General features: G+C 73.3%; 17 protein-coding genes. 8 read left to right on the top strand and 9 right to left on the bottom strand.

Translation table 11 applies throughout. The annotated features are described in order from the left end of the window. Nucleotides 1–248 precede the first annotated feature (248 nt). From ACZ67M_RS12290 to ACZ67M_RS12280, 3 genes are all read right to left on the bottom strand, one after another. Nucleotides 249–1373 (bottom strand): sensor histidine kinase, encoded by a 1125-nt coding sequence (locus ACZ67M_RS12290; RefSeq protein ID WP_361351778.1) that lies wholly within the window; start codon nt 1371–1373, stop codon nt 249–251. Then, on the bottom strand, nt 1370–2110 hold the full coding sequence (locus ACZ67M_RS12285) for a response regulator transcription factor (protein WP_064729795.1): 741 nt from the start codon (nt 2108–2110) through the stop codon (nt 1370–1372). Before ACZ67M_RS12285 ends, ACZ67M_RS12290 begins: the two co-directional genes overlap by 4 nt. Before the next feature lie 113 nt (nt 2111–2223). Continuing rightward, complete coding sequence (locus ACZ67M_RS12280) at nt 2224–2922, bottom strand: spermidine synthase family protein (protein WP_469850799.1); 699 nt, start codon at nt 2920–2922, stop codon at nt 2224–2226. Between the two features lie 164 nt (nt 2923–3086). On the opposite strand from ACZ67M_RS12280, the gene lon reads away from it, so the two are divergent. Next, complete coding sequence (gene lon / locus ACZ67M_RS12275; protein WP_469850798.1) at nt 3087–5510, top strand: endopeptidase La; 2424 nt, start codon at nt 3087–3089, stop codon at nt 5508–5510. 73 nt (nt 5511–5583) lie between these two features. Here lon and ACZ67M_RS12270 read toward each other — a convergent pair whose 3' ends face one another. Then, entirely contained in the window at nt 5584–6444 is an 861-nt protein-coding gene (locus ACZ67M_RS12270) for a LysR family transcriptional regulator (protein WP_469850797.1), read from the bottom strand. Between the two features lie 69 nt (nt 6445–6513). Here ACZ67M_RS12270 and ACZ67M_RS12265 point away from each other — a divergent pair, with 69 nt between their 5' ends. After that, the gene (locus tag ACZ67M_RS12265) at nt 6514–7455 is read left to right on the top strand and encodes an EamA family transporter (protein ID WP_469850796.1); all 942 of its coding nucleotides are present in this window, start codon (nt 6514–6516) and stop codon (nt 7453–7455) included. 52 nt (nt 7456–7507) lie between these two features. On the opposite strand, the gene ACZ67M_RS12260 is transcribed toward ACZ67M_RS12265, so the two are convergent. After that, a complete protein-coding gene (locus tag ACZ67M_RS12260; protein WP_161326613.1) occupies nt 7508–8335 on the bottom strand; it encodes a lysozyme in 828 nt (275 codons plus the stop codon). A 232-nt stretch (nt 8336–8567) separates the two neighbouring features. Between ACZ67M_RS12260 and ACZ67M_RS12255 the strand changes: the two genes are divergently transcribed. After that, complete coding sequence (locus ACZ67M_RS12255; RefSeq protein WP_361351739.1) at nt 8568–9062, top strand: MarR family winged helix-turn-helix transcriptional regulator; 495 nt, start codon at nt 8568–8570, stop codon at nt 9060–9062. Nucleotides 9063–9078: 16 nt separating this feature from the next. Here ACZ67M_RS12255 and ACZ67M_RS12250 read toward each other — a convergent pair whose 3' ends face one another. Further along, nucleotides 9079–9870, bottom strand: a complete 792-nt coding sequence (locus ACZ67M_RS12250; protein WP_361351736.1) for a protein phosphatase 2C domain-containing protein — start codon at nt 9868–9870, stop codon at nt 9079–9081. Nucleotides 9871–10320: 450 nt separating this feature from the next. On the opposite strand from ACZ67M_RS12250, the gene ACZ67M_RS12245 reads away from it, so the two are divergent. The 5 genes from ACZ67M_RS12245 to ACZ67M_RS12225 are packed head-to-tail and all read left to right on the top strand — an operon-like array spanning nt 10321 to nt 16085. Beyond that, on the top strand, nt 10321–13227 hold the full coding sequence (locus ACZ67M_RS12245) for a sensor histidine kinase (RefSeq protein WP_469850795.1): 2907 nt from the start codon (nt 10321–10323) through the stop codon (nt 13225–13227). Beyond that, the gene (locus tag ACZ67M_RS12240) at nt 13224–13727 is read left to right on the top strand and encodes a roadblock/LC7 domain-containing protein (RefSeq protein WP_163015789.1); all 504 of its coding nucleotides are present in this window, start codon (nt 13224–13226) and stop codon (nt 13725–13727) included. The genes ACZ67M_RS12245 and ACZ67M_RS12240 overlap by 4 nt, the downstream gene beginning before the upstream one ends. Further along, nucleotides 13724–14164, top strand: coding sequence for a DUF742 domain-containing protein (locus ACZ67M_RS12235; RefSeq protein ID WP_122616198.1), 441 nt, complete (start codon nt 13724–13726; stop codon nt 14162–14164). Before ACZ67M_RS12240 ends, ACZ67M_RS12235 begins: the two co-directional genes overlap by 4 nt. Further along, the gene (locus ACZ67M_RS12230) at nt 14145–14786 is read left to right on the top strand and encodes a GTP-binding protein (protein WP_122616199.1); all 642 of its coding nucleotides are present in this window, start codon (nt 14145–14147) and stop codon (nt 14784–14786) included. Before ACZ67M_RS12235 ends, ACZ67M_RS12230 begins: the two co-directional genes overlap by 20 nt. Before the next feature lie 33 nt (nt 14787–14819). Beyond that, nucleotides 14820–16085, top strand: a complete 1266-nt coding sequence (locus tag ACZ67M_RS12225) for a styrene monooxygenase/indole monooxygenase family protein (RefSeq protein ID WP_361351730.1) — start codon at nt 14820–14822, stop codon at nt 16083–16085. Here the strand turns inward: ACZ67M_RS12225 and ACZ67M_RS12220 are convergent. From ACZ67M_RS12220 to ACZ67M_RS12210, 3 genes are all read right to left on the bottom strand, one after another. After that, entirely contained in the window at nt 16046–17209 is a 1164-nt protein-coding gene (locus tag ACZ67M_RS12220; protein ID WP_361351727.1) for a C40 family peptidase, read from the bottom strand. The two genes, ACZ67M_RS12225 and ACZ67M_RS12220, sit on opposite strands and share 40 nt — an antisense overlap. 103 nt (nt 17210–17312) lie before the next feature. Beyond that, on the bottom strand, nt 17313–17642 hold the full coding sequence (locus tag ACZ67M_RS12215) for a hypothetical protein (protein ID WP_469850794.1): 330 nt from the start codon (nt 17640–17642) through the stop codon (nt 17313–17315). A 31-nt stretch (nt 17643–17673) separates the two neighbouring features. Further along, nucleotides 17674–18327: a TetR/AcrR family transcriptional regulator gene (locus ACZ67M_RS12210; protein ID WP_361351722.1), complete on the bottom strand. Its 654-nt coding sequence runs from the start codon at nt 18325–18327 to the stop codon at nt 17674–17676. Nucleotides 18328–18330: the final 3 nt, after the last annotated feature.

Genomic DNA, 18330 nt, shown 5'->3' with positions numbered 1-18330 from the left:
GTGGACAGCGGGAATCAAGGCTACGCCTTGCCGACCCCGAAGGTCAGGCCGGGCCCGTTCATCGTCGCGTAAGTCACATTGCAGACGGTGTTTCGGCGCTGGAAATGGCGGGAAACAAGCGAGGTTCTGCTGCGCGTGGGAAGAGCGGAGCGGGACCCGGCGCCGGGAAAACGCGGGCCTGTCCCTGATCACACGTGTCCGCCAGGGCGGATGCTCGTGGATCTTGAAGCTCCGCTTCGCACCCTACGTCAACCCGGCGCCGACGGCAGGCCCGGAAGAGTGATGAGAATCCGGCAGCCGCGCTCGGATTCGGCCACGCCGATCCGGCCGCCGTGCAGATCCACCGCCCAGCGCGCGATCGCGAGCCCCAGACCGGTGCCGCCGTCGCTGCCCGGACCGTGCGGACGGGACACCGAACCCCGGTTGAACCGCTCGAACACCCGGCGCCACTCCGAACGCGGAATGCCGGGGCCCTCGTCGAGGACTTCCAGTTCGAGCGACTCGGGCAGCTCGCCGCGGCGCGCGCGGACCGTCACGCGGCCGTGCGGCGGGCTGTGCTTGACCGCGTTGTCGATGAGGTTGGCGACGACCTGGTGGATGCGCTCGGGGTCGGCGTGCGCGGTCAGCTCCGGCGGGAAGACGTCGAGCGCCAGGTGGACGTCGGTACGCGTGTGGCTGCCCGAGCCGGAGGCGATGCCCGCGCGGGCCGAGGCGACCATGTTGGCCTCCTTGAGCACGCCGGACAGGTACGGCCAGACCTCGAAGCGCCGCTTGCGCAGCGGTATCACGCCGTTGTCCAGGCGGGAGAGGTCCAGCAGCGTCTCCACCAGCCGGCCGAGCCGCTCGGTCTGGCCGAGCGCGGTCCGCATGGTCTCCGGGTCGGCCTCGGTGACGCCGTCGACGATGTTCTCCAGCACCGCGCGCAGGCCCGCGATGGGGGTGCGCAGCTCGTGCGAGACGTTCGCGACCAGTTCCTTGCGCTGGAGGTCCTGCGCTTCCAGGTCGTCGGCCATGCGGTTGATGGTGACGGCCAGATCGCCCAGTTCGTCGCGGCGGTTCTCGCGCACCCGGCGCGTGTAGTCGCCGTGCGAGATGGACCGGGCCACCGCGTTCATCTCGTCCAGCGGCGCGGTCAGCGAGTGCGCCACGAACTGGGTGATCAGCAGCGTGGCGATCATCGAGAAGACCGTGATGAAGCGCAGCTCCGTCTTGGTGTGCACCGCGATCACCGACAGACCCGTGGTGATCAGCACCGACGTGACGACCAGCGCGCCCAGCTTGGTCTTGACCGAGAACGGGCGTACGCCGCCCCAGGGCTCCCCGGCGATGCGGGGGCCGGGGCTCCTCCGTGCGGCCTCCCGCCCTCGGCTCATGGCGTCGGCGTCTCCAGCGCGTAGCCCACGCCGTGCACGGTGCGGATGCGCTCGGCGCCGATCTTCCGGCGCAGTGCCTTGATGTGGCTGTCCACGGTCCGGGTGCCGGAGGCGTCCGCCCAGTCCCACACCTCGGCCAGCAGCTGTTCGCGGGAGAGCACCGCGCGCGGGGTGTTCGCCAGGCAGACCAGCAGGTCGAACTCGGTGGGGGTGAGGTGGACGTCCTCGCTGCGCACCCGCACCCGGCGCTGCGCGTGGTCGATCTCCAGCTCGCCGAGGCGCAGGATGCCGCTGCGCGGCGTCGAGGCCGCCACGACGGCCCGCTCCACCCGGCGCAGCAGCACGTGCACGCGCGCGGCCAGCTCGCGCATGGAGAACGGCTTGGTCATGTAGTCGTCGGCACCCACGCCGAGCCCGACCAGCATGTCCGTCTCGTCGTCGCGCGCGGTGAGCATCATCACCGGCACCGGCCGCTGGGCCTGCACGCGCCGGCAGACCTCCAGGCCGTCGAAGCCCGGCAGCATGATGTCGAGGATCAGCAGGTCGGGCTGCCATGCCTCGGCCGTGTCGACGGCGGACGGACCGTCGCCCGCCGTCTGCACCAGGAACCCCTCGGCGCGCAGGCGGGTCGCGATGGCGTCCACGATCGTCTGGTCGTCCTCGACCACCAGCACCCGGCGCTGTGCGCCCTGGGTGGCCGCGGCCGAGCCGTTGTGGGAGGTCTGTGTCTGCTCCATCGCCCGCCCCTGAGGTGTGCTTTCCGGAATCCGTGGGGTGATCCCATGACTGCGATTGACGCTTGAATGATCCGTGTCAGAGCAGCAGCGTACGGGGAGTCCCCACGGCATTGCTATCCAGGACCGACGCCGAGATGAACGACGTCCGGAACGCCCCGGGCAACGGGGATCTCTTCGGTACGCACCTGCTGGAAACCGGCATTACGCAAGGTTTCTTCGAATTCCGGAGAGGGCTGCGCAGACCATACGGCAAGTACCCCGCCGGGCCTCAACAGCCGTGCGCAGCCCGCCAGTCCGGACGGTCCGTACAGCCCGTCGTTGCCCTCGGTGACGGTCCAGCCGGGGCCGTTGTCGATGTCCAGGCAGAGCGCGTCGTACGTGTCGGAAGTCTCATTGACGTAGGTCACCAGGTCCGCCTCGACGATCTTCGTGCGCGGGTCGGCCAGCGCCCGCGCCGACAGGGCGGAGAGCGGCCCGGAGCGGTGCCAGTCGATGACGGCGGGCTCCCGCTCGATGACCGCGATCCGGCCCCAGCGGGGGTCGGCCGCCGCGTGGGCGAGCGAGAAGCCGACGCCGAGCCCGCCGATGAGCAGGTGCGGCGCGGTCCGCCCGCCGGACCCGGCGAGCGCGTCGGCCGCCGCGTCGACCAGCCGCCGCTCGGAGCGCCCGTCGGAGGTGTCCATCAGGAAGCAGCCGTTCGCGATGATCTGGAGCAGCGCCCCGTGCCGGCGCAGGACGACCTCGCCGTACGGGCCCTCCCTGCGGTCCAGCACCTCGGGGGCCTCGCGGAAGTCGGGGGAAGTGATGGCCATCGGCCCATCCTGGCAGGAATGCCGCGCGGGCCGGGAGCGCTTTTCGTGCACGGGTCCCGGGCCCCGCGACAGTGATCGCTCACAGCGAACACCCGTGGGGGAACAATCGGAGGCTCCCTTTCATTGAGTCGATGTAACTCAACTTGACTGCCGAAGGGGAGATCATGGCTGCTGAGTCCGCCGCCTTCACACCGCTCACCCTGCCCGTGCTGCCGCTCGACGACGAAGTGGTCCTGCCCGGCATGGTCGTCCCCCTGGACCTGAGCGACGCCGAGGTACGGGCAGCGGTGGAGGCCGCCCAGGCCGCCGCCCGGTCCGAGCCAGGCAAGCCCAAGGTCCTGCTCGTTCCGCGCATCGACGGCACCCACGCCGCCACCGGCGTCCTCGGCACCGTCGAGCAGGTCGGCCGCCTCGCGGACGGCGACCCGGGCGCCCTGATCCGCGGCCGGGGCCGGGTGCGCATCGGCGCCGGTACGACCGGGCCCGGCGCCGCGCTCTGGGTCGAGGGCACGCGCGTCGACGAGACCGTGCCCGACCCGCTGCCCGGCCAGGTCGCCGAGCTGGCGAAGGAGTACAAGGCGCTCGCCACCGCCTGGCTGCGCAAGCGCGGCGCCTGGCAGGTCGTCGACCGCGTCCAGGCCATCGACGACGTCTCCGCGCTGGCCGACAACTCCGGATACTCGCCGTTCCTCACCACCGAGCAGAAGGTCGAGCTGCTGGAGACCGCCGACCCGGTGGCCCGCCTGAAGCTCGCCACCCAGCAGCTGCGCGACCACCTCGCCGAGCAGGACGTCGCCGAGACCATCGCCAAGGACGTCCAGGAGGGCGTCGACAAGCAGCAGCGGGAGTTCCTGCTGCGCCGCCAGCTCGACGCGGTGCGCAAGGAGCTGCGCGAGATCAACGGCGAGCAGGACGGTGAGGAGTCCGACGACTACCGCGCCCGTGTCGAGGCCGCCGACCTGCCCGAGAAGGTCCGCGAGGCCGCGCTCAAGGAGGTCGACAAGCTGGAGCGGTCCTCCGACCAGTCGCCCGAGGGCTCCTGGATCCGCACCTGGCTCGACACGGTCCTGGAGATGCCGTGGAGCGAGCGCACCGAGGACGCCTACGACATCCAGGGCGCCCAGGCCGTGCTCGACGCCGAGCACGCGGGCCTGGAGGACGTGAAGGAGCGCATCACCGAGTACCTCGCCGTGCGCAAGCGGCGCGGCGACCGGGGCCTCGGCGTCGTCGGCGGCCGGCGTGGCGGTGCCGTGCTGGCCCTGGTGGGGCCGCCCGGCGTCGGCAAGACGTCGCTCGGCGAGTCCGTCGCCCACGCGATGGGCCGCAAGTTCGTCCGCGTCGCCCTCGGCGGCGTCCGCGACGAGGCCGAGATCCGCGGCCACCGGCGTACCTACGTCGGCGCGCTGCCCGGCCGGATCGTGCGGGCGATCAAGGAGGCGGGGTCCATGAACCCGGTCGTCCTGCTCGACGAGATCGACAAGGTCGGCTCCGACTTCCGAGGCGACCCCGCCGCGGCCCTGCTCGAAGTCCTCGACCCGGCCCAGAACCACACCTTCCGGGACCACTACCTGGAGGTCGAGCTGGACCTGTCCGACGTCGTCTTCCTTGCCACCGCCAACGTCCTGGAGGCCATCCCGGAGGCGCTGCTCGACCGCATGGAGCTGGTCCGCCTGGACGGCTACACCGAGGACGAGAAGGTCGTCATCGCGCGTGACCACCTGCTCCCGCGCCAGCTGGAGCGGGCCGGACTCGACGCCGGGGAGGTCACGGTCGACGAGGGCGCGCTGCGCAAGCTCGCGGGCGAGTACACCCGTGAGGCGGGCGTGCGCACCCTGGAGCGGTCGATCGCCCGGCTGCTGCGCAAGGTGGCGGCCCAGCACGAACTGGGCGAGCGGGAGCTGCCCTTCACCGTCACCGACGCCGACCTGCGCGGCCTGATCGGCCGGCCGCACCACGTGCCCGAGTCCGCCCAGGACCCGGCGGAGCGGCGCACCTCGGTGCCGGGCGTGGCCACCGGCCTCGCGGTCACCGGCGCGGGCGGCGACGTCCTCTACGTCGAGGCGTCGCTGGCCGACCCGGAGACGGGCGCGGCCGGCCTCACCCTGACCGGTCAGCTGGGCGACGTGATGAAGGAGTCGGCGCAGATCGCGCTGAGCTTCCTGCGCAGTCACGGAGCCGAGCTGGAGCTGCCGGTGGGCGACCTGAAGGACCGGGGAGCGCACATCCACTTCCCGGCGGGCGCGGTCCCCAAGGACGGCCCGAGCGCCGGCGTCACCATGACCACGGCCCTCGCCTCGCTGCTCTCCGGCCGGCTGGTCCGCACCGACGTGGCGATGACCGGTGAGGTCTCGCTGACCGGCCGGGTCCTGCCGATCGGCGGGGTCAAGCAGAAGCTGCTCGCGGCGCACCGGGCGGGGGTCACCACGGTGATCATCCCCAAGCGCAACGAGCCCGACCTGGACGACGTCCCGGCGGAGGTGCTGGACAAGCTCGACGTCCACGCCGTCAGCGACGTCCGCCAGGTGCTGGAACTGGCGCTCGCCCCCGCGACCAACGGGGCGGTGCGTACGACTCCGGTCGCGGCGTGACGGACGCTGCCGGACGGGACGGAGGCCCGGATGCCCTGAGGGGGTCCGGGCCTCCGCCGTGCGTGCGGGGGGACTATGACTCGGGAACCACCTCGCGGGCCAGGCGGACCAGGTCGGGGATGGCCGGGTGGGCCGGGGTGCCACGCCTCCAGGCCAGCACCAGGGGGACCGGCGGCGCGTCCGTGAGGGGCCGGTAGGCGATCGCGGGGTGGAGATGCAGCCGCGGGGTGGCCGAGGTCGAGACGCCGACCGCCCGGCCGGCGGCGATCGCGGTCAGCCACTCGTCCGTGTTGGTGACCTCGATCGTCGCCGTGGGCCGCAGCTCCGGCGGCCACAGGTCGAGCGTGGTGGTTCCGGCCACCGTGTTCAGGGCGATCGGCCACGACCGCAGGTCCGCCAGCGTGAGGGACTCCCGTCCTGCCAGCTCGCTGTCCGCGGGGACCACCGCCACCCGCTCCTCCCGCTTCAGCAGCTCCGTGATCAGTCCCGGCGCGTCCAGCGCCCCGCGCAGCAGCGCCACGTCGACCTCGCCGCGGGTCAGCCCGGCCGTGCGGTCGTCGATCCGGCGCAGCTCCAGCGGTACGTCCGGGTGCTCCTCGTCCCAGCGGCGCAGCAGCGGGACGGTGTGGTCGCCGAGCGCCGCCCAGGGGTGGCCGAGGCGCAGCGGCAGCGCGCCCAGCGAACGCGGGTCGAACACCGCGTCCACGGCCGCCAGCGCGGCCGCCGCCCGGTCCCGGAAGCCGCGCCCGGCGGCCGTCAGCTCCAGGTGGTGCGTGGAGCGGTCCACGAGGCGGGTGCCGAGGTGGGTCTCCAACTGGCGCAGCGTGCGGGAGAGCGCGGGCTGGCCGGTGTGCAGGCGCGCGGCGGCACGCGTGATCGTGCCCTCCTCGGCGATCGCGAGGAAGGCCCGCAGATGGCGCAGCTCCATGGTCATGCCTCGGGAGCATAACCGCGGACGAACGGGCATTTCACGGGCCGCGCCCGGATTCCTAGCGTGGAAGCCATGGCAGAGACGACCCCCGCGGCCCTCGCCGCGCAGCCCGCGGTCAACCCCACCTCCCGCACCACCGTCGCCCCGCCCGGCGCGGGCAGCCTCACCGGCATCGCGATGGTGCTGGCCGGCACGGTCTCCGTGCAGTTCGGCTCGGCCGTGGCGGCCCTGCTGTTCCCGCGGGCCGGTGCCTTCGGCGTGGTGGCACTGCGGGTGACGCTCGCGGCGCTGCTGCTGATGGCGGTCTGCCGTCCCCGCCTGCGTGGCCACAGCCGCTCCGACTGGGCCGTCGTGACCGCGTTCGGGGTGGCCCTGGGCGGCATGAACCTCCTCTTCTACCAGGCGATCGAACGGATCCCGCTCGGCCCGGCCGTCACCCTGGAGGTGCTCGGCCCGCTCGCCCTGAGCGTGTTCGGCGCCCGGCGCGCCCTGAGCCTGGTCTGGGCCGCGCTGGCCCTCGCCGGGGTCGCCCTTCTCGGGCACGAGGGCTTCGCCGAACTGAGCCCGGCGGGTGTCGCCCTGGCCCTCGGCGCGGGTGCGATGTGGGCGGCGTACATCGTCCTCAACGCGCGGGCCGGCGCCCGCTTCGCCCGCCTCGACGGGCTGGCCCTGGCGATGACCGTCGCAGCGCTGCTGAGTCTCCCGCTCGGCATCGGGTCGGCGGGTACGGCGCTGCTCCAGCCGCCGGTCCTCGGCCTCGGGGCGGCCGTGGCCCTGCTCTCCTCCGGACTGCCCTACACCCTGGAACTCCTGGCCCTGCGGCGGCTTCCGGCACCCACGTTCGCGGTCCTGATGAGCCTGGCCCCGGCGGTCGCGGCGCTGGCCGGCTTCCTCGTCCTGGACCAGGGCCTCTCCCTGCCGCAGTGCCTGGCCGTCGCGCTGGTGGTGGCGGCGAGCGCCGGCGCGGTGCGGACGGGGAGGCGGGGCGCCGGGGACGGCGGCCGGGCCCGGTGACGCGGGCCGGGGCCGGCCGCCCCGGCCCCGGGCGGCCGGCCCCGGCTCCGGGTCAGCCGTTGGCGAGGGCCTGCACGCGGTCGAGGGCGCCGTTGAACCTGTTGTGGTCGCCGACCGTCGGACCGGACGACGTGTACTGCCACATCGTGTAGTAGCCCCAGCCGGCCGGCAGCGTGCCCACCGACGCGGCGTACCGGGCGATCCACAGCGGGTTGTTCGCGGCGAAGCCGCCGTAGTTGCCGGTGCACTGGGTCCACCAGCTGGTGGCCGTGTAGATCACGGCGTCCCGGCCGGTGCGGGCCTTGTACGTGTTCAGGAAGTCGCGGATCCAGGAGACCATCTGGCTCTGCGTCTTGCCGTAGCAGGCGGCGCCGTACGGGTTCCACTCGATGTCGAGTGCCCCCGGCAGCGTCCTGCCGTCCCTGGACCAGCCGCCGCCGTGGTCGACGAAGTAGTTGGCCTGGGCGGCGCCGCTCGCGCTGTCCGGGGTGGCGAAGTGGTAGGCGCCGCGGATCATCCCGACGTTGTACGAGCCGTTGTACTGCTGGGCGAAGTACGGGTTGGTGTAGTACGTCCCCTCGGTGGCCTTGACGTAGGCCCACTTGACCCCGCTGTTCCACAGGGTCGACCAGGCCACGTTGCCCTGGTGGCTGGAGACGTCGACGCCCTCCGTCTGGGCGGCGTCGCCCGGGACCGGGGTGCCGTGACTCCCGTCGTGCTCGAGGACGCCCATGCCCATGTGGGCGGAGCCGCGCGGCGGGGTGTCGGCGGCCGACGCCGCCTGCGCGGGGAGGGCGGACACCAGGGAGAGGGCGGCGAGCAGGATCCCGGTGACGGCGAGACGCCGGCCGCGGGCCGATCCGGATCTGTGCACGAGCATGACGTGCCTCCGATGGCTCGGTGGGGGATGCGTGCGCGGGGAGGAGAACCCGTGCGTGGCGTGGGCATGCCATTCGTGGGTCCGGTGAAGACGCTACGCACGTAGAACGGGAGGTGGGAAGGGGGGCCGGAAGCTGCCGTTGGTCTAAGCCTGCGAAATACTTGCCGAGCTGCGGTGATGGCGGGCCGTGGCGGAAACTTTCAGGACCGGGAAAAACGAGGCAGGGGCTGACGTGCACGAAAGCGGGAACGGCGACGGTCGCGGAGTCGAGTCGGAGCTTGCCGGCAGTGGTGTGAACCAGCCGGAGTTCCTGGCGCTGGAGCGGGAGTTGACGGTGCTGCTGCGGCGTGCCCGGGCCAACCAGGGCGAGATGGCCCGGGAGGTCCACCCCGACCTGGAGTCGTCCGCGTACGGCCTTCTCGTGCGGCTCGGGGAGTGCGGCGGGCAGCGGGCCACCGACCTCGCCGCCTACATCGGCGTCGGCAAGGCCACCATGTCCCGGCAGCTGCGCGCCCTGGAGGAACTCGGCCTCGTCGCCCGCGAACCCGACCCCGCCGACGGCCGCGCCTGGCTCGTCACCCTGACCCAGGAGGGCCAGGACCGCGTCGGCCGGGTGCGCGAGGCCCGCCGCGCCCGCTACGCAGGCCGGCTCGCCGACTGGGACCCGCGCGAGGTCTCGGAACTGGCCCGCCTGCTGCACGAACTGAACCGCGGGATGGAGAAGTAGCCCCGGCCCCCGCGCCTCACAGCTCCGCGTACACCACCGTCGCGTCGTCGTGGGTCTTGCCGCGGCCGAGGTGCGCGCGGGTGCCCGCCGCGTCCGTCCGCTCCAGCTCCCGTACGCGGTCCACCAGGGCCCGCGGGCCCCGCTTGCGCAGCAGGGTGAGGCAGTCCGCCCAGTCGCCCTCCCGGAACTTCTCCACCCACCGCCCGGCCCCGTCCGTCAGCGCCGCCAGGGTCCGCACCCCGCCGCGCGGCAGCACCCCCGTCACCGCGCGCGCCGCCACCGCCGGATCGGCCGCGGCCGTGAAGAAACCGCCCTCCTTGTTGCGCAGGTTGGCGTCCACCATCGCGTCCGTGGCGAGCGCCGAGCGGGGGATCCGGGCCAGCCGGTCGTCCAGGACGGCCGAGACCGCCCCGTCGGGCGCCTCCACCAGCAGGGCGGAGTCGGAGAGGACCAGGTACTCGACCTCGGCGGGGGACCAGCGCGCGAGGACCACGGTTGCCTGCGGGGTGCGCGGGTGAGAAAGGTCACAGGTTTCCGCGTGTGCCGCGGAGGTACGCGCGATGGCGCGGGACAGCGCGTCGACGAGGGGGACATCCGGCAGTGAAACGGTCAGTTCGGTCAGCGCGCCGCCGAGGTGGGCCGTGAACCAGGGCACCGAATGCAGACACCCCGTCCCGGTCCGCGGGGGTGTCACCCCGTCCAGCACGACGAGTGAGCCGCCCTGCCCCGAGGCCGGTAGTCCGACGCTCGCGAAGTCCTCGTTGGGGTGGTCGGCCAGTCCGGGTTCCGAGACGAGTTCGGTGCGCATCCGGCCAGTCTGCACGACCCCTTCACAGTGTCCGCAAAAGGCTGGCACCCTCCACGGATTCCCCCGGAACTCGCGCGCCGGTGCAGGTCAGGCGCCTGATTTGGGGTGGAATCACATGCCCGGACGACACGTGGCGGCACATAGTGCCACCGCCCGTCGCAGACGTCCAACCGGCTCGCCGCGCACCCGAGTCGCACGCGCCAGGGGAACTTGCCCACCAACTCCCGTCCGGGGTTCACTCCTTCGGGTGGCGGGTCGGATGATGCATGCTCACCACCCACCGGCACTGGGAGGGTCGGGAAACTGCGGGGGGCCTGCCCCGCTCACGCGGTCTCCCCGCCCGGCGCGCTGCCGGCGGCCGGGGCACGGCCCGGAGCTCGGCGGAGGATGCCTGCGCCGACCGGCCAGTTGACGGAGCGCCACCCGGGCCCACGGGTACACGAGTGAGGAATGCGAGCACCGGTGCAGAAGACGCGGCCTCGTCGCACAGACAAGCAGACGGCCTCCGCGGGGAGCGCGGAGCGCACCCCCGGCACCTCCACCCCTCCGCCGCCGGAGGCCCCCGTCGGCAAGGGCCGTCCCACCCACGTACGCAACCGCCTGATCGTCGCCGTGGCGGTCGTGGCCGCGGCCGTCGCGGCGGCCGGCGCCCCCTCGGTCGTGACCGCCTCCGGGCAACTGCACGACTCCCAGGAACTGGTGACGCTCGCCGAACGCACCCAGGGCGCGCTCAGCCTCGCCCACTCCCTCGCCGACGAGCGCGACGAGGTCACCCCCTACATCGCGGCCGGCCGGCCCGAGGACAAGGCGCCCTCCGAGCAGCGCAGCGCCCGCGTGGACCGGCAGGTCGAGGAGTTGCGCGCCGACGCCGACACGCCCTCCTCCCTGCGCGAGGACCTGAACGCCATCGCCGCCCTGCGCCGGTCCGCCCTCACCGGCAAGAGCACCGCCCTCGAATCCCACCAGGCGTACTCCGAGGCCATCACCGAACTCCACGCCCTGGCCGAGGAGCTGGCCGAGGAGATGCCGCCCCGCGCGGGCGCCGGTGCCTACGCGCTGGCCGAACTGGACACCGCCGTCCAGCAGACCGCCGCCACCCGTGGCCTGCTGCTCGCGGCGCTCTCCGTGCCCAGCAGCACCCGGACCGTCATCGACCCGATCACCGGCCTGCCCACCGAGACGACCAGCTCCTCGGACGCGGACGCCAAGCAGCGCGACGCGCTCGCCGCCGCCGCCCAGCAGGCCCGGGTGCGCTCCGACGCCGCGCTCGCCGACTTCCGCGAGGGCGCCCCCAAGGAGGCGCGGAGCAGCTTCGACGCCACCGTCGCCGGGCCCGAGGTCAACTCCGCCGAGAAGTACCTCGCCGGGCTCACCGACGAACCGACGCTCTCCGACGACGACCTCGGCACCAGCACCAAGCGGCTCGACGCCGCGCTCTCCGCCCGCGTCGACGCGATGCGCGGCGCCGAGTCCGCCCTCTACGAGAAGCGCACCACGGCGCTGGAGCAGCTGCGCGACGACGACGTCACCGCGCTGGAGATCCGGGTCGCCGCCCTCGGCGCCCTGATCCTGCTCGCCCTCGGCATCGCCACCGCCATGGCCCGCACCCTCACCCGCCCGCTGTCGGTGCTGCGCCGGGGTTCGGCCCGGCTGGCCGGCGCGGAGGACATGGCGGCCGAGGAGCCGGTCGCCTTCACCGGGCGCAACGACGAGTTCGCCCAGGTCGTCCGCTCCGTCAACGCCCTGCACGCGCACGCCGCGACGCTCGCCGCCCGGGTCAACACGCTGGAGTCCGACCGCAAGCACCTGGTCGGCCAGCGCCAGAAGATGGCCGACGCCCGTGAGGAACTGCGCGCCGAACTCGCCGAGTCGGCCGCCCACCTCGACGTGGTGCGCAAGAGCATCGGCTCCACCTTCGTCAACCTCGCGCTGCGCACCCTCGGCCTCGTCGAGCGGCAACTCGCCGTCATCGAGAGCCTGGAGGAGCGCGAGCAGGACCCGGACCGGTTGTCCACCCTGTTCAAGCTCGACCACTTCGCCACGGTCATGCGCCGGCACAGCGAGAACCTCCTCGTCCTGGCCGGCACCGAACACGTCCAGCACAGCGCCTCACCGGTGCCGCTGGTCGACGTGGTCCGGGCCGCGGTGAGCGAGATCGAGCGGTACGAGCGGGTCCGCATCGCCGCGCTGCCGCCGCACGCGCACGTCGCCGGGTTCGCCGCCGACGACCTCTCGCACCTGCTCGCCGAACTGATGGAGAACGCCACCTCCTTCTCGCCGCCCGACCTGCCCGTCGAGGTCTCCGGCTGGCTGCTGGAGAACGGCGAGGTGATGCTCTCCGTCCAGGACGAGGGCATCGGCATGGCCACCGACCGGCTCCAGCGGCTCAACGCCCGCCTCACCGACTTCGACCCGCAGGCGCCGTACGACCAGGAGGGCGAGGACGGGCTCGGGCTCGGCCTCTACGTGGTCGCCCGGCTCGCCCACCGGCACGGGGCGCGCGTGCGGCTGCGGGAGCAGAAGCAGGGCGGGGTCGCGGCCGTCCTCGTCCTGCCCGCTCCGCTGCTCGCACCGGCCCCGCCGGCGGCACTGGCCCCGACCGTGCCGGTGTCCGACGGGACGGGATCCTTCACCCTGCCCGGCGCCGGCGCGGAGGCCAACTCCAACGTCCTGCACGGGCGCGCGACGAAGAGCGCGCACCGGAGCGCGGACCCGTTGGTGGCTTCGGCGGAGGAGGCCGTACGGCGCGCGGAGGCCGACGCTCCCGCCGCACCGGCCGCACCGGCCGCACCGGCCGCACCGGACGTACAGGTCGCACCGGCCGCCGCGGACGCACCGGTCGCACCGGCCGCCGCGGACGCACCGGAGCCGGAACCGGAGCCGGAGGGCGCACCGGTCGCCGAGAGCGCCGCGACGGACACCGGCGCGCCCGGCACCCGGGACGAGACCGCCGCCCCGGGCCGGGACCTCCCCGACGACACCACGATGGCGCTCCTGCTCCCGGCCCAGGCCGGACCGCCGGACCTGGAGCCCGCCGCGGACCCGGAGCCCGCTCCCGGACCGGAGCCCGCTCGCGACCCGTACGCCGTCGGCCCCGACGCCCACGACCGCGCGCCGGACGAGGCCGAACCCGTCACCGACAAGGGCCTGCCCAAGCGGACCCCGAAGCTCAGCACACCCGCGGCGGCACCGCGGCCGCGCACCTCGGGCTCGGTCGACGCCGAGGCACTCCGCCGCCGTCTGGGAGGGTTCCGCCAGGGGGCGGAAGCCGGACGACGCGACGTCGAGGCGGAGATCGCCGCGGCGGACACAACCGAAGAAGCCACGGGGGGCACCGTCGAGGAGGCAAGCAGTTGACCGCGCCCAGTACCTTCGGTCTGAGCAGTGAGGCCCGCAATCTCCACTGGCTGCTGACCAACCTCGTGGAGGAGGTGCCCGGCATCCAATCGGTCGCGGTGGTCTCCTCCGACGGCCTGCTGCTCCTCTCCTCCGACCCCGGTCGGAACGAGGAGGCCCGGCAGGTCCGCGAAGCGCCCCGCACCGGTCCGCGCGGCTCGGCGGCCGACCTCGCCACCGTCGTCTCCGGCGTGGGCAGCCTGACCATCGGCGCCGCCCGGCTGATGGACTTCGGCACGGTGAAGCACACGATGGTCGCGATGGACGAGGGCAGCCTGTTCGTGATGTCGATCAGCGACGGCTCGCTGCTCGGCGTGCACGGCTCCGCGGACTGCGACATGAGCGTCGTCGCGTACCACATGGCGCTCTTCGTCGGCCGCGCCGGCCATGTCCTGACGCCCGAACTCCGCAGCGAGCTGCGGAAGTCCCTGGAGTCCGAGTCGACGGGGAGCGCCCGATGAGCAGCAGTCCCGGGAACAGCCGGGGGAACCTCCCCGTACGCGGCGCCGACCGCAAACCCGCCCGCGTACGCCCCTACTCGCTCACCGGCGGACGGACCCGCTTCGGCCACGTCCTGCTGGTCGAGACGTTCGTCGGCGCCACGGCCGGCACCGCTGCGCTCGAAGCCGCCGAGGAGCGCAAGGAACTGACGAACGGCGGCCTGACCTCCCGCGTGATGCCGGAGATGCGGGCCATCGTCGAACTGTGCCGCCGTATGCGTACGGTGGCCGAGATCGCCGCGCTGCTGAAGATGCCGCTCGGCGTGGTCCGTGTGCTCCTCAGCGACCTGGCGGACCAGGGAAAGATCCGTGTGTACGGCACCGGGACCGGCCACGGCACGGGCCGCCCGGACCGCGCTCTGCTCGAAAGGGTGCTCAGTGGACTCCGTCGTCTCTGACGCCGCCGCCTCCGGCGTCTCCCCGCTCGTCGACCCCGACGAGCCCGCACAGCCCTGGCAGACGGACCCGACCCGCGCGCCCATCGCCACGAAGATCGTGGTGGCGGGCGGGTTCGGCGTCGGCAAGACCACGCTGGTCACCGCCGTCTCGGAGATCACGCCCCTGCAAACGGAGGCGCTGATGACCGAGGCGAGCGAGGAGACCGACGACCTCACCGCCACCCCGGGCAAGCTCACCACCACCGTGGCCATGGACTTCGGCCGCATCACGCTCGACGACGACCTGGTGCTCTACCTGTTCGGCACGCCGGGCCAGCAGCGTTTCTGGTTCATGTGGGACGACCTGGTGCGCGGCGCGATCGGCGCCGTCGTGCTGGCCGACACCCGCCGCCTGAAGGACTGCTTCCCGGCGCTGGACTACTTCGAGAGCTGCGGACTGCCCTACGTCGTCGCCGTGAACCACTTCGACGGCAGCGAGCTGTTCGGGGCGGAGGACGTGCGGGAGGCGCTGACGATCCCCGCGCACATACCTGTAATGATCATGGATGCGCGCCGTCGGATCTCGGCCATCGAGACCCTCTTGTCCCTCGTGGGCCACGCGCTCGACGAAACCCCCGAGTAGTCCCCGAGCAGTCCCCTTAGGAGCGTCCCCCGCATGCGGAAGATACTCGTCGTCGGAGCCGGCCAGTCCGGTCTCCAGCTCGCCCTCGGCCTCCAGTCGCACGGCTACGAGGTCACCCTGATGTCCAACCGGACCGCGGACGAGATCCGCACCGGCCGGGTCATGTCGACGCAGTGCATGTTCCACACGGCACTCCAGCACGAGCGCGACCTCCAGCTGAACTTCTGGGAGTCCCAGGCCCCGAAGATCGAGGGACTCGGCGTCTCGGTCGCCGCTCCCGGCTCGCACGACCCGGGCCCGACCCAGCGCGCGATCGACTGGCTGGGCCGGCTCGACGGCTTCGCTCAGTCCGTCGACCAGCGGGTGAAGATGGCCGGCTGGATGGAGACCTTCGCCCAGCGCGGCGGCCAGCTGGTCATCCACGGCGCGGCCGTCGGCGACCTGGACTACTTCTCCCGCGCCTACGACCTGGTGCTGGTCTCCGCGGGCAAGGGCGAGCTGGTCCAGATGTTCGGCCGCGACGCCTCCCGTTCCCCGTACGCGGAGCCGCAGCGCGCCCTCGCGGTGGCCTACGTGCACGGGCTGGGCCCGCGCCCGGAGCACCCGGAGACCGAGGCCGTCCGCTGCAACCTCGTCCCCGGGGTCGGCGAGCTGTTCATCATGCCGACGTTCACCACCTCCGGCCGCGCGGACATCCTGTTCTGGGAGGGCATACCCGGCGGCCCGCTGGACGCCTTCAAGGACGTCAAGGACCCGGCCGAGCACCTCTCCCTGACCCTGGAGCTCATGGAGAAGTTCGTGCCCTGGGAGTACGCGCGGGCCACCAAGGTCGAGCTGACCGACGCCGGCGGCACGCTGGCCGGCCGCTACGCCCCCACCGTCCGCAACCCGATCGGCCGGCTCCCCGGCGGCGGCCTGGTCCTCGGCGTGGCCGACGTGGTCGTCGCCAACGACCCGATCACCGGCCAGGGCTCCAACTCCGCCTCCAAGTGCGCGGCCGCCTACCTCGCGTCGATCCTGGACAGGGGCGACGGGGAGTTCGACGAGGCGTGGATGCGGCAGACCTTCGACCGCTACTGGCAGACCGCCCAGCACGTCACCAAGTGGACGAACGCCATGCTCGCGCCGCCGCCGGAGCACATCCTGAACCTCATCGGCGCCGCCGGCCAGCTCCAGCCCGCCGCCGACCGCTTCGCCAACGGCTTCAACGACCCGTCCGACTTCGAGAACTTCTTCTACGAGCCGGCGAAGACCGAGGCCTACCTCGCCGAGATCGCCGGAGCCGCGGCCGGCGCGTAGGGGGCCGCGTACCCCACGTCCGACCCGTCCGTCGCCCCCTCGGGGAGGGCCGGAGGCGCGTAGTGCCGCAAGGGTTCGGCGGCGGGGTCGGGGCGCACCGCGCCCAGGACCGGGTTGGCGGCGATCGGGGAGACCTTGACCTCGGCGCCGGGGCGGGGGGCCTGGACGACCATGCCGTCACCGACGTACATCGCGACGTGGGTGGCCTCGGGGAAGTACACGACGAGGTCACCCGGCCGCAGTTCGCCGAGCGGCACCCGGTCCAGCCGGGCCCACTGCTCCTGGCTGGTCCGTGGGATCGCCGTTCCGGCCCGGTCCCAGGCCACCGAGGTGAGCCCCGAGCAGTCGTACGACGCCGGGCCCTCCGCGCCCCACTCGTACGGCTTGCCGAGCTGCTCCACCGCGAAGCGCACCGCCCGGTCGCCCGCCCCCGAGGGCTTGGCGTCGTCGCCGAGCGCGCCGGACGCCATGAACCGCTCCTGCGCGTCGGCGATCCCGCTCCGCTCGAACTCCGCCAGCGCGGCCAGCTCCGCGGGGCTGAGCGAGGCGAGCAGCTCCTCGACGGCGTGCAGCCGTTCGCGTACGGTGTCCCGCTCGCCGACCTGGCGTGAGGCGAGGGAGCGTTGCGCGTCCAGGGCCTCGCGCGCCCGGCGGGCCAGGTCGTCGGCCTTCTTCGTGTCGCCGGTCAGGCGGCCCACCGTCTCGGCGCGTTCCCGGGCCAGCTGCCCGATCACATGGCCCTGGTCGAGGGCGTGCTGCGGATCGCGGGCCAGCAGCAGCCGCAGATAGGGGGAGAGGTCGCTGCTGTTCTGGTACTGCTGCCGGGCCAGCCGCCCGGCCGCGCCCCGGCTGTCGCTCAACGAGTGCCGGGTCCGGGCCAGTTCGGCGTCCAGCCGCCGTACCTCGGCCCGCTGCCGGGTCAGCCGCACCTCGGTGCCGTTGTAGGTCTCGGTGGCCTTCTCCGCCTCCCGGTACAGCTCCTGAAGGTCCGTCAGCAACTCGGACAGGGGGCGGCCCGCGCCGGTCCCGCCGGGTTCGGGGTCGGCCGCGGCGGGTCCGGGCGCCAGGGCGATCCCGGCCGCCATCGCCGCCGTACACACCAGGCGCAGAAACCTTTCTGACACGTCATCACCTCCGCTGCGGGGCGGCGGGTCCGCTCCGCACCGCGAGCCTGTGACGTGCCCGTGGGTTCCGCGCGCCGAGTGTGGGCGGTTCGGCGCAACGGGGTCACCCGTCGGCGTCGTCCGGCTTGCCGCCCGGCGTGGCGTCTGGATCGGCGCCCGGTCCGCCCTTCGGGTCCGGCCTGGACCAGGGCCACTTCCGGCCGGAGCCGAGCCGGCCCTCGGGGTCGTACGCGTACTTCCAGCGGGCGAACCGGAGTCCGCCGCGCCCGTCGCGGGGCACGCGCCGGTAGACGAGCACCGTGGGCGGCCCGCCGTCCGGGTCCGGTACGGGGATGCGGTACGTCTTCGGCGGGTGCCCGGTCATGCCGACCAGGACGGGCAGCACCCGCCCGTCCATCGGACCGCCCTCGAAGGGGGTGTCTTCGCTCTTCACGGCACCAGTGTCAGTGATCCGCGCGGCGGTGTCAGATGTCCGCCGCCAGCGCCTCGACCAGCGCCGAGGTCTGCGGGTCGCGGCGGGCGGTGACCGTCAGCACCGCGAGGAACTGCTCCACGAGCCAGTCCCGCAGCTCGTCGAGGGGCGGCTGCTTCTCCTCGTCCAGCCAGATCAGCGAGGCCGCCTCCACCGCCGTGATCCACATCCGGACGGTCATCCGCAGCCGGGGCCCGGGCTCGGCCACGGCCAGGTGGCTCATGATGTGCTCGGCCGCGGCCCGGCGCACCCCGTCCACGATGGAGGAGGTCCGCGAGGTCTCCGCCACGCTGCCGCCGCGCAGCAGCGCGCTGAAGCCGGTGTCGTGCTGGTCGACGAAGGTGAGGTAGCGGTCCAGGGCCCGGGTCAGCCGGGCCAGCAGCGGGCCCTCGCGGGGCTCGTCGAAGCAGAGCCGCAGCTCGTCGGCGGCCGACCGCAGCGCGGCCTCGTACAGCTGCTGCTTGCCGCCCGGGAAGTACCGGTACACCAGCGGCCGCGAGACCCCGGCCTGCTCGGCCACGTCGTCGAGGGAGACCTCCTCCGGGGGCCGGTGCGCGAAGAGGGCGAGCGCCGCGTCGAGCAGCTGGACGCGGCGCTCCTCGACGCTGAGCCGGCGGTAGGCGGGGGTGGGAGCCTGCGGGGTCATGAA

It is taken from the genome of Streptomyces sp. NPDC107500, assembly GCF_055582785.1.
The sequence above is the reverse complement of the archived record's forward strand: the minus strand, read 5'-3'. Positions and strand labels throughout refer to the sequence as shown.

Excerpts from the sequence above, each read along its gene's own strand:
- ACZ67M_RS12290 (WP_361351778.1), bottom strand. The coding sequence starts at position 1,373 with ATGAGCCGAGGGCGGGAGGCCGCACGGAGGAGCCCCGGCCCCCGCATC.
- ACZ67M_RS12285 (WP_064729795.1), bottom strand. The coding sequence starts at position 2,110 with ATGGAGCAGACACAGACCTCCCACAACGGCTCGGCCGCGGCCACCCAG.
- ACZ67M_RS12280 (WP_469850799.1), bottom strand. The coding sequence starts at position 2,922 with ATGGCCATCACTTCCCCCGACTTCCGCGAGGCCCCCGAGGTGCTGGAC.
- lon (WP_469850798.1), top strand. The coding sequence starts at position 3,087 with ATGGCTGCTGAGTCCGCCGCCTTCACACCGCTCACCCTGCCCGTGCTG.
- ACZ67M_RS12270 (WP_469850797.1), bottom strand. The coding sequence starts at position 6,444 with ATGACCATGGAGCTGCGCCATCTGCGGGCCTTCCTCGCGATCGCCGAG.
- ACZ67M_RS12265 (WP_469850796.1), top strand. The coding sequence starts at position 6,514 with ATGGCAGAGACGACCCCCGCGGCCCTCGCCGCGCAGCCCGCGGTCAAC.
- ACZ67M_RS12260 (WP_161326613.1), bottom strand. The coding sequence starts at position 8,335 with ATGCTCGTGCACAGATCCGGATCGGCCCGCGGCCGGCGTCTCGCCGTC.
- ACZ67M_RS12250 (WP_361351736.1), bottom strand. The coding sequence starts at position 9,870 with ATGCGCACCGAACTCGTCTCGGAACCCGGACTGGCCGACCACCCCAAC.
- ACZ67M_RS12245 (WP_469850795.1), top strand. The coding sequence starts at position 10,321 with ATGCGAGCACCGGTGCAGAAGACGCGGCCTCGTCGCACAGACAAGCAG.
- ACZ67M_RS12235 (WP_122616198.1), top strand. The coding sequence starts at position 13,724 with ATGAGCAGCAGTCCCGGGAACAGCCGGGGGAACCTCCCCGTACGCGGC.
- ACZ67M_RS12225 (WP_361351730.1), top strand. The coding sequence starts at position 14,820 with ATGCGGAAGATACTCGTCGTCGGAGCCGGCCAGTCCGGTCTCCAGCTC.
- ACZ67M_RS12210 (WP_361351722.1), bottom strand. The coding sequence starts at position 18,327 with ATGACCCCGCAGGCTCCCACCCCCGCCTACCGCCGGCTCAGCGTCGAG.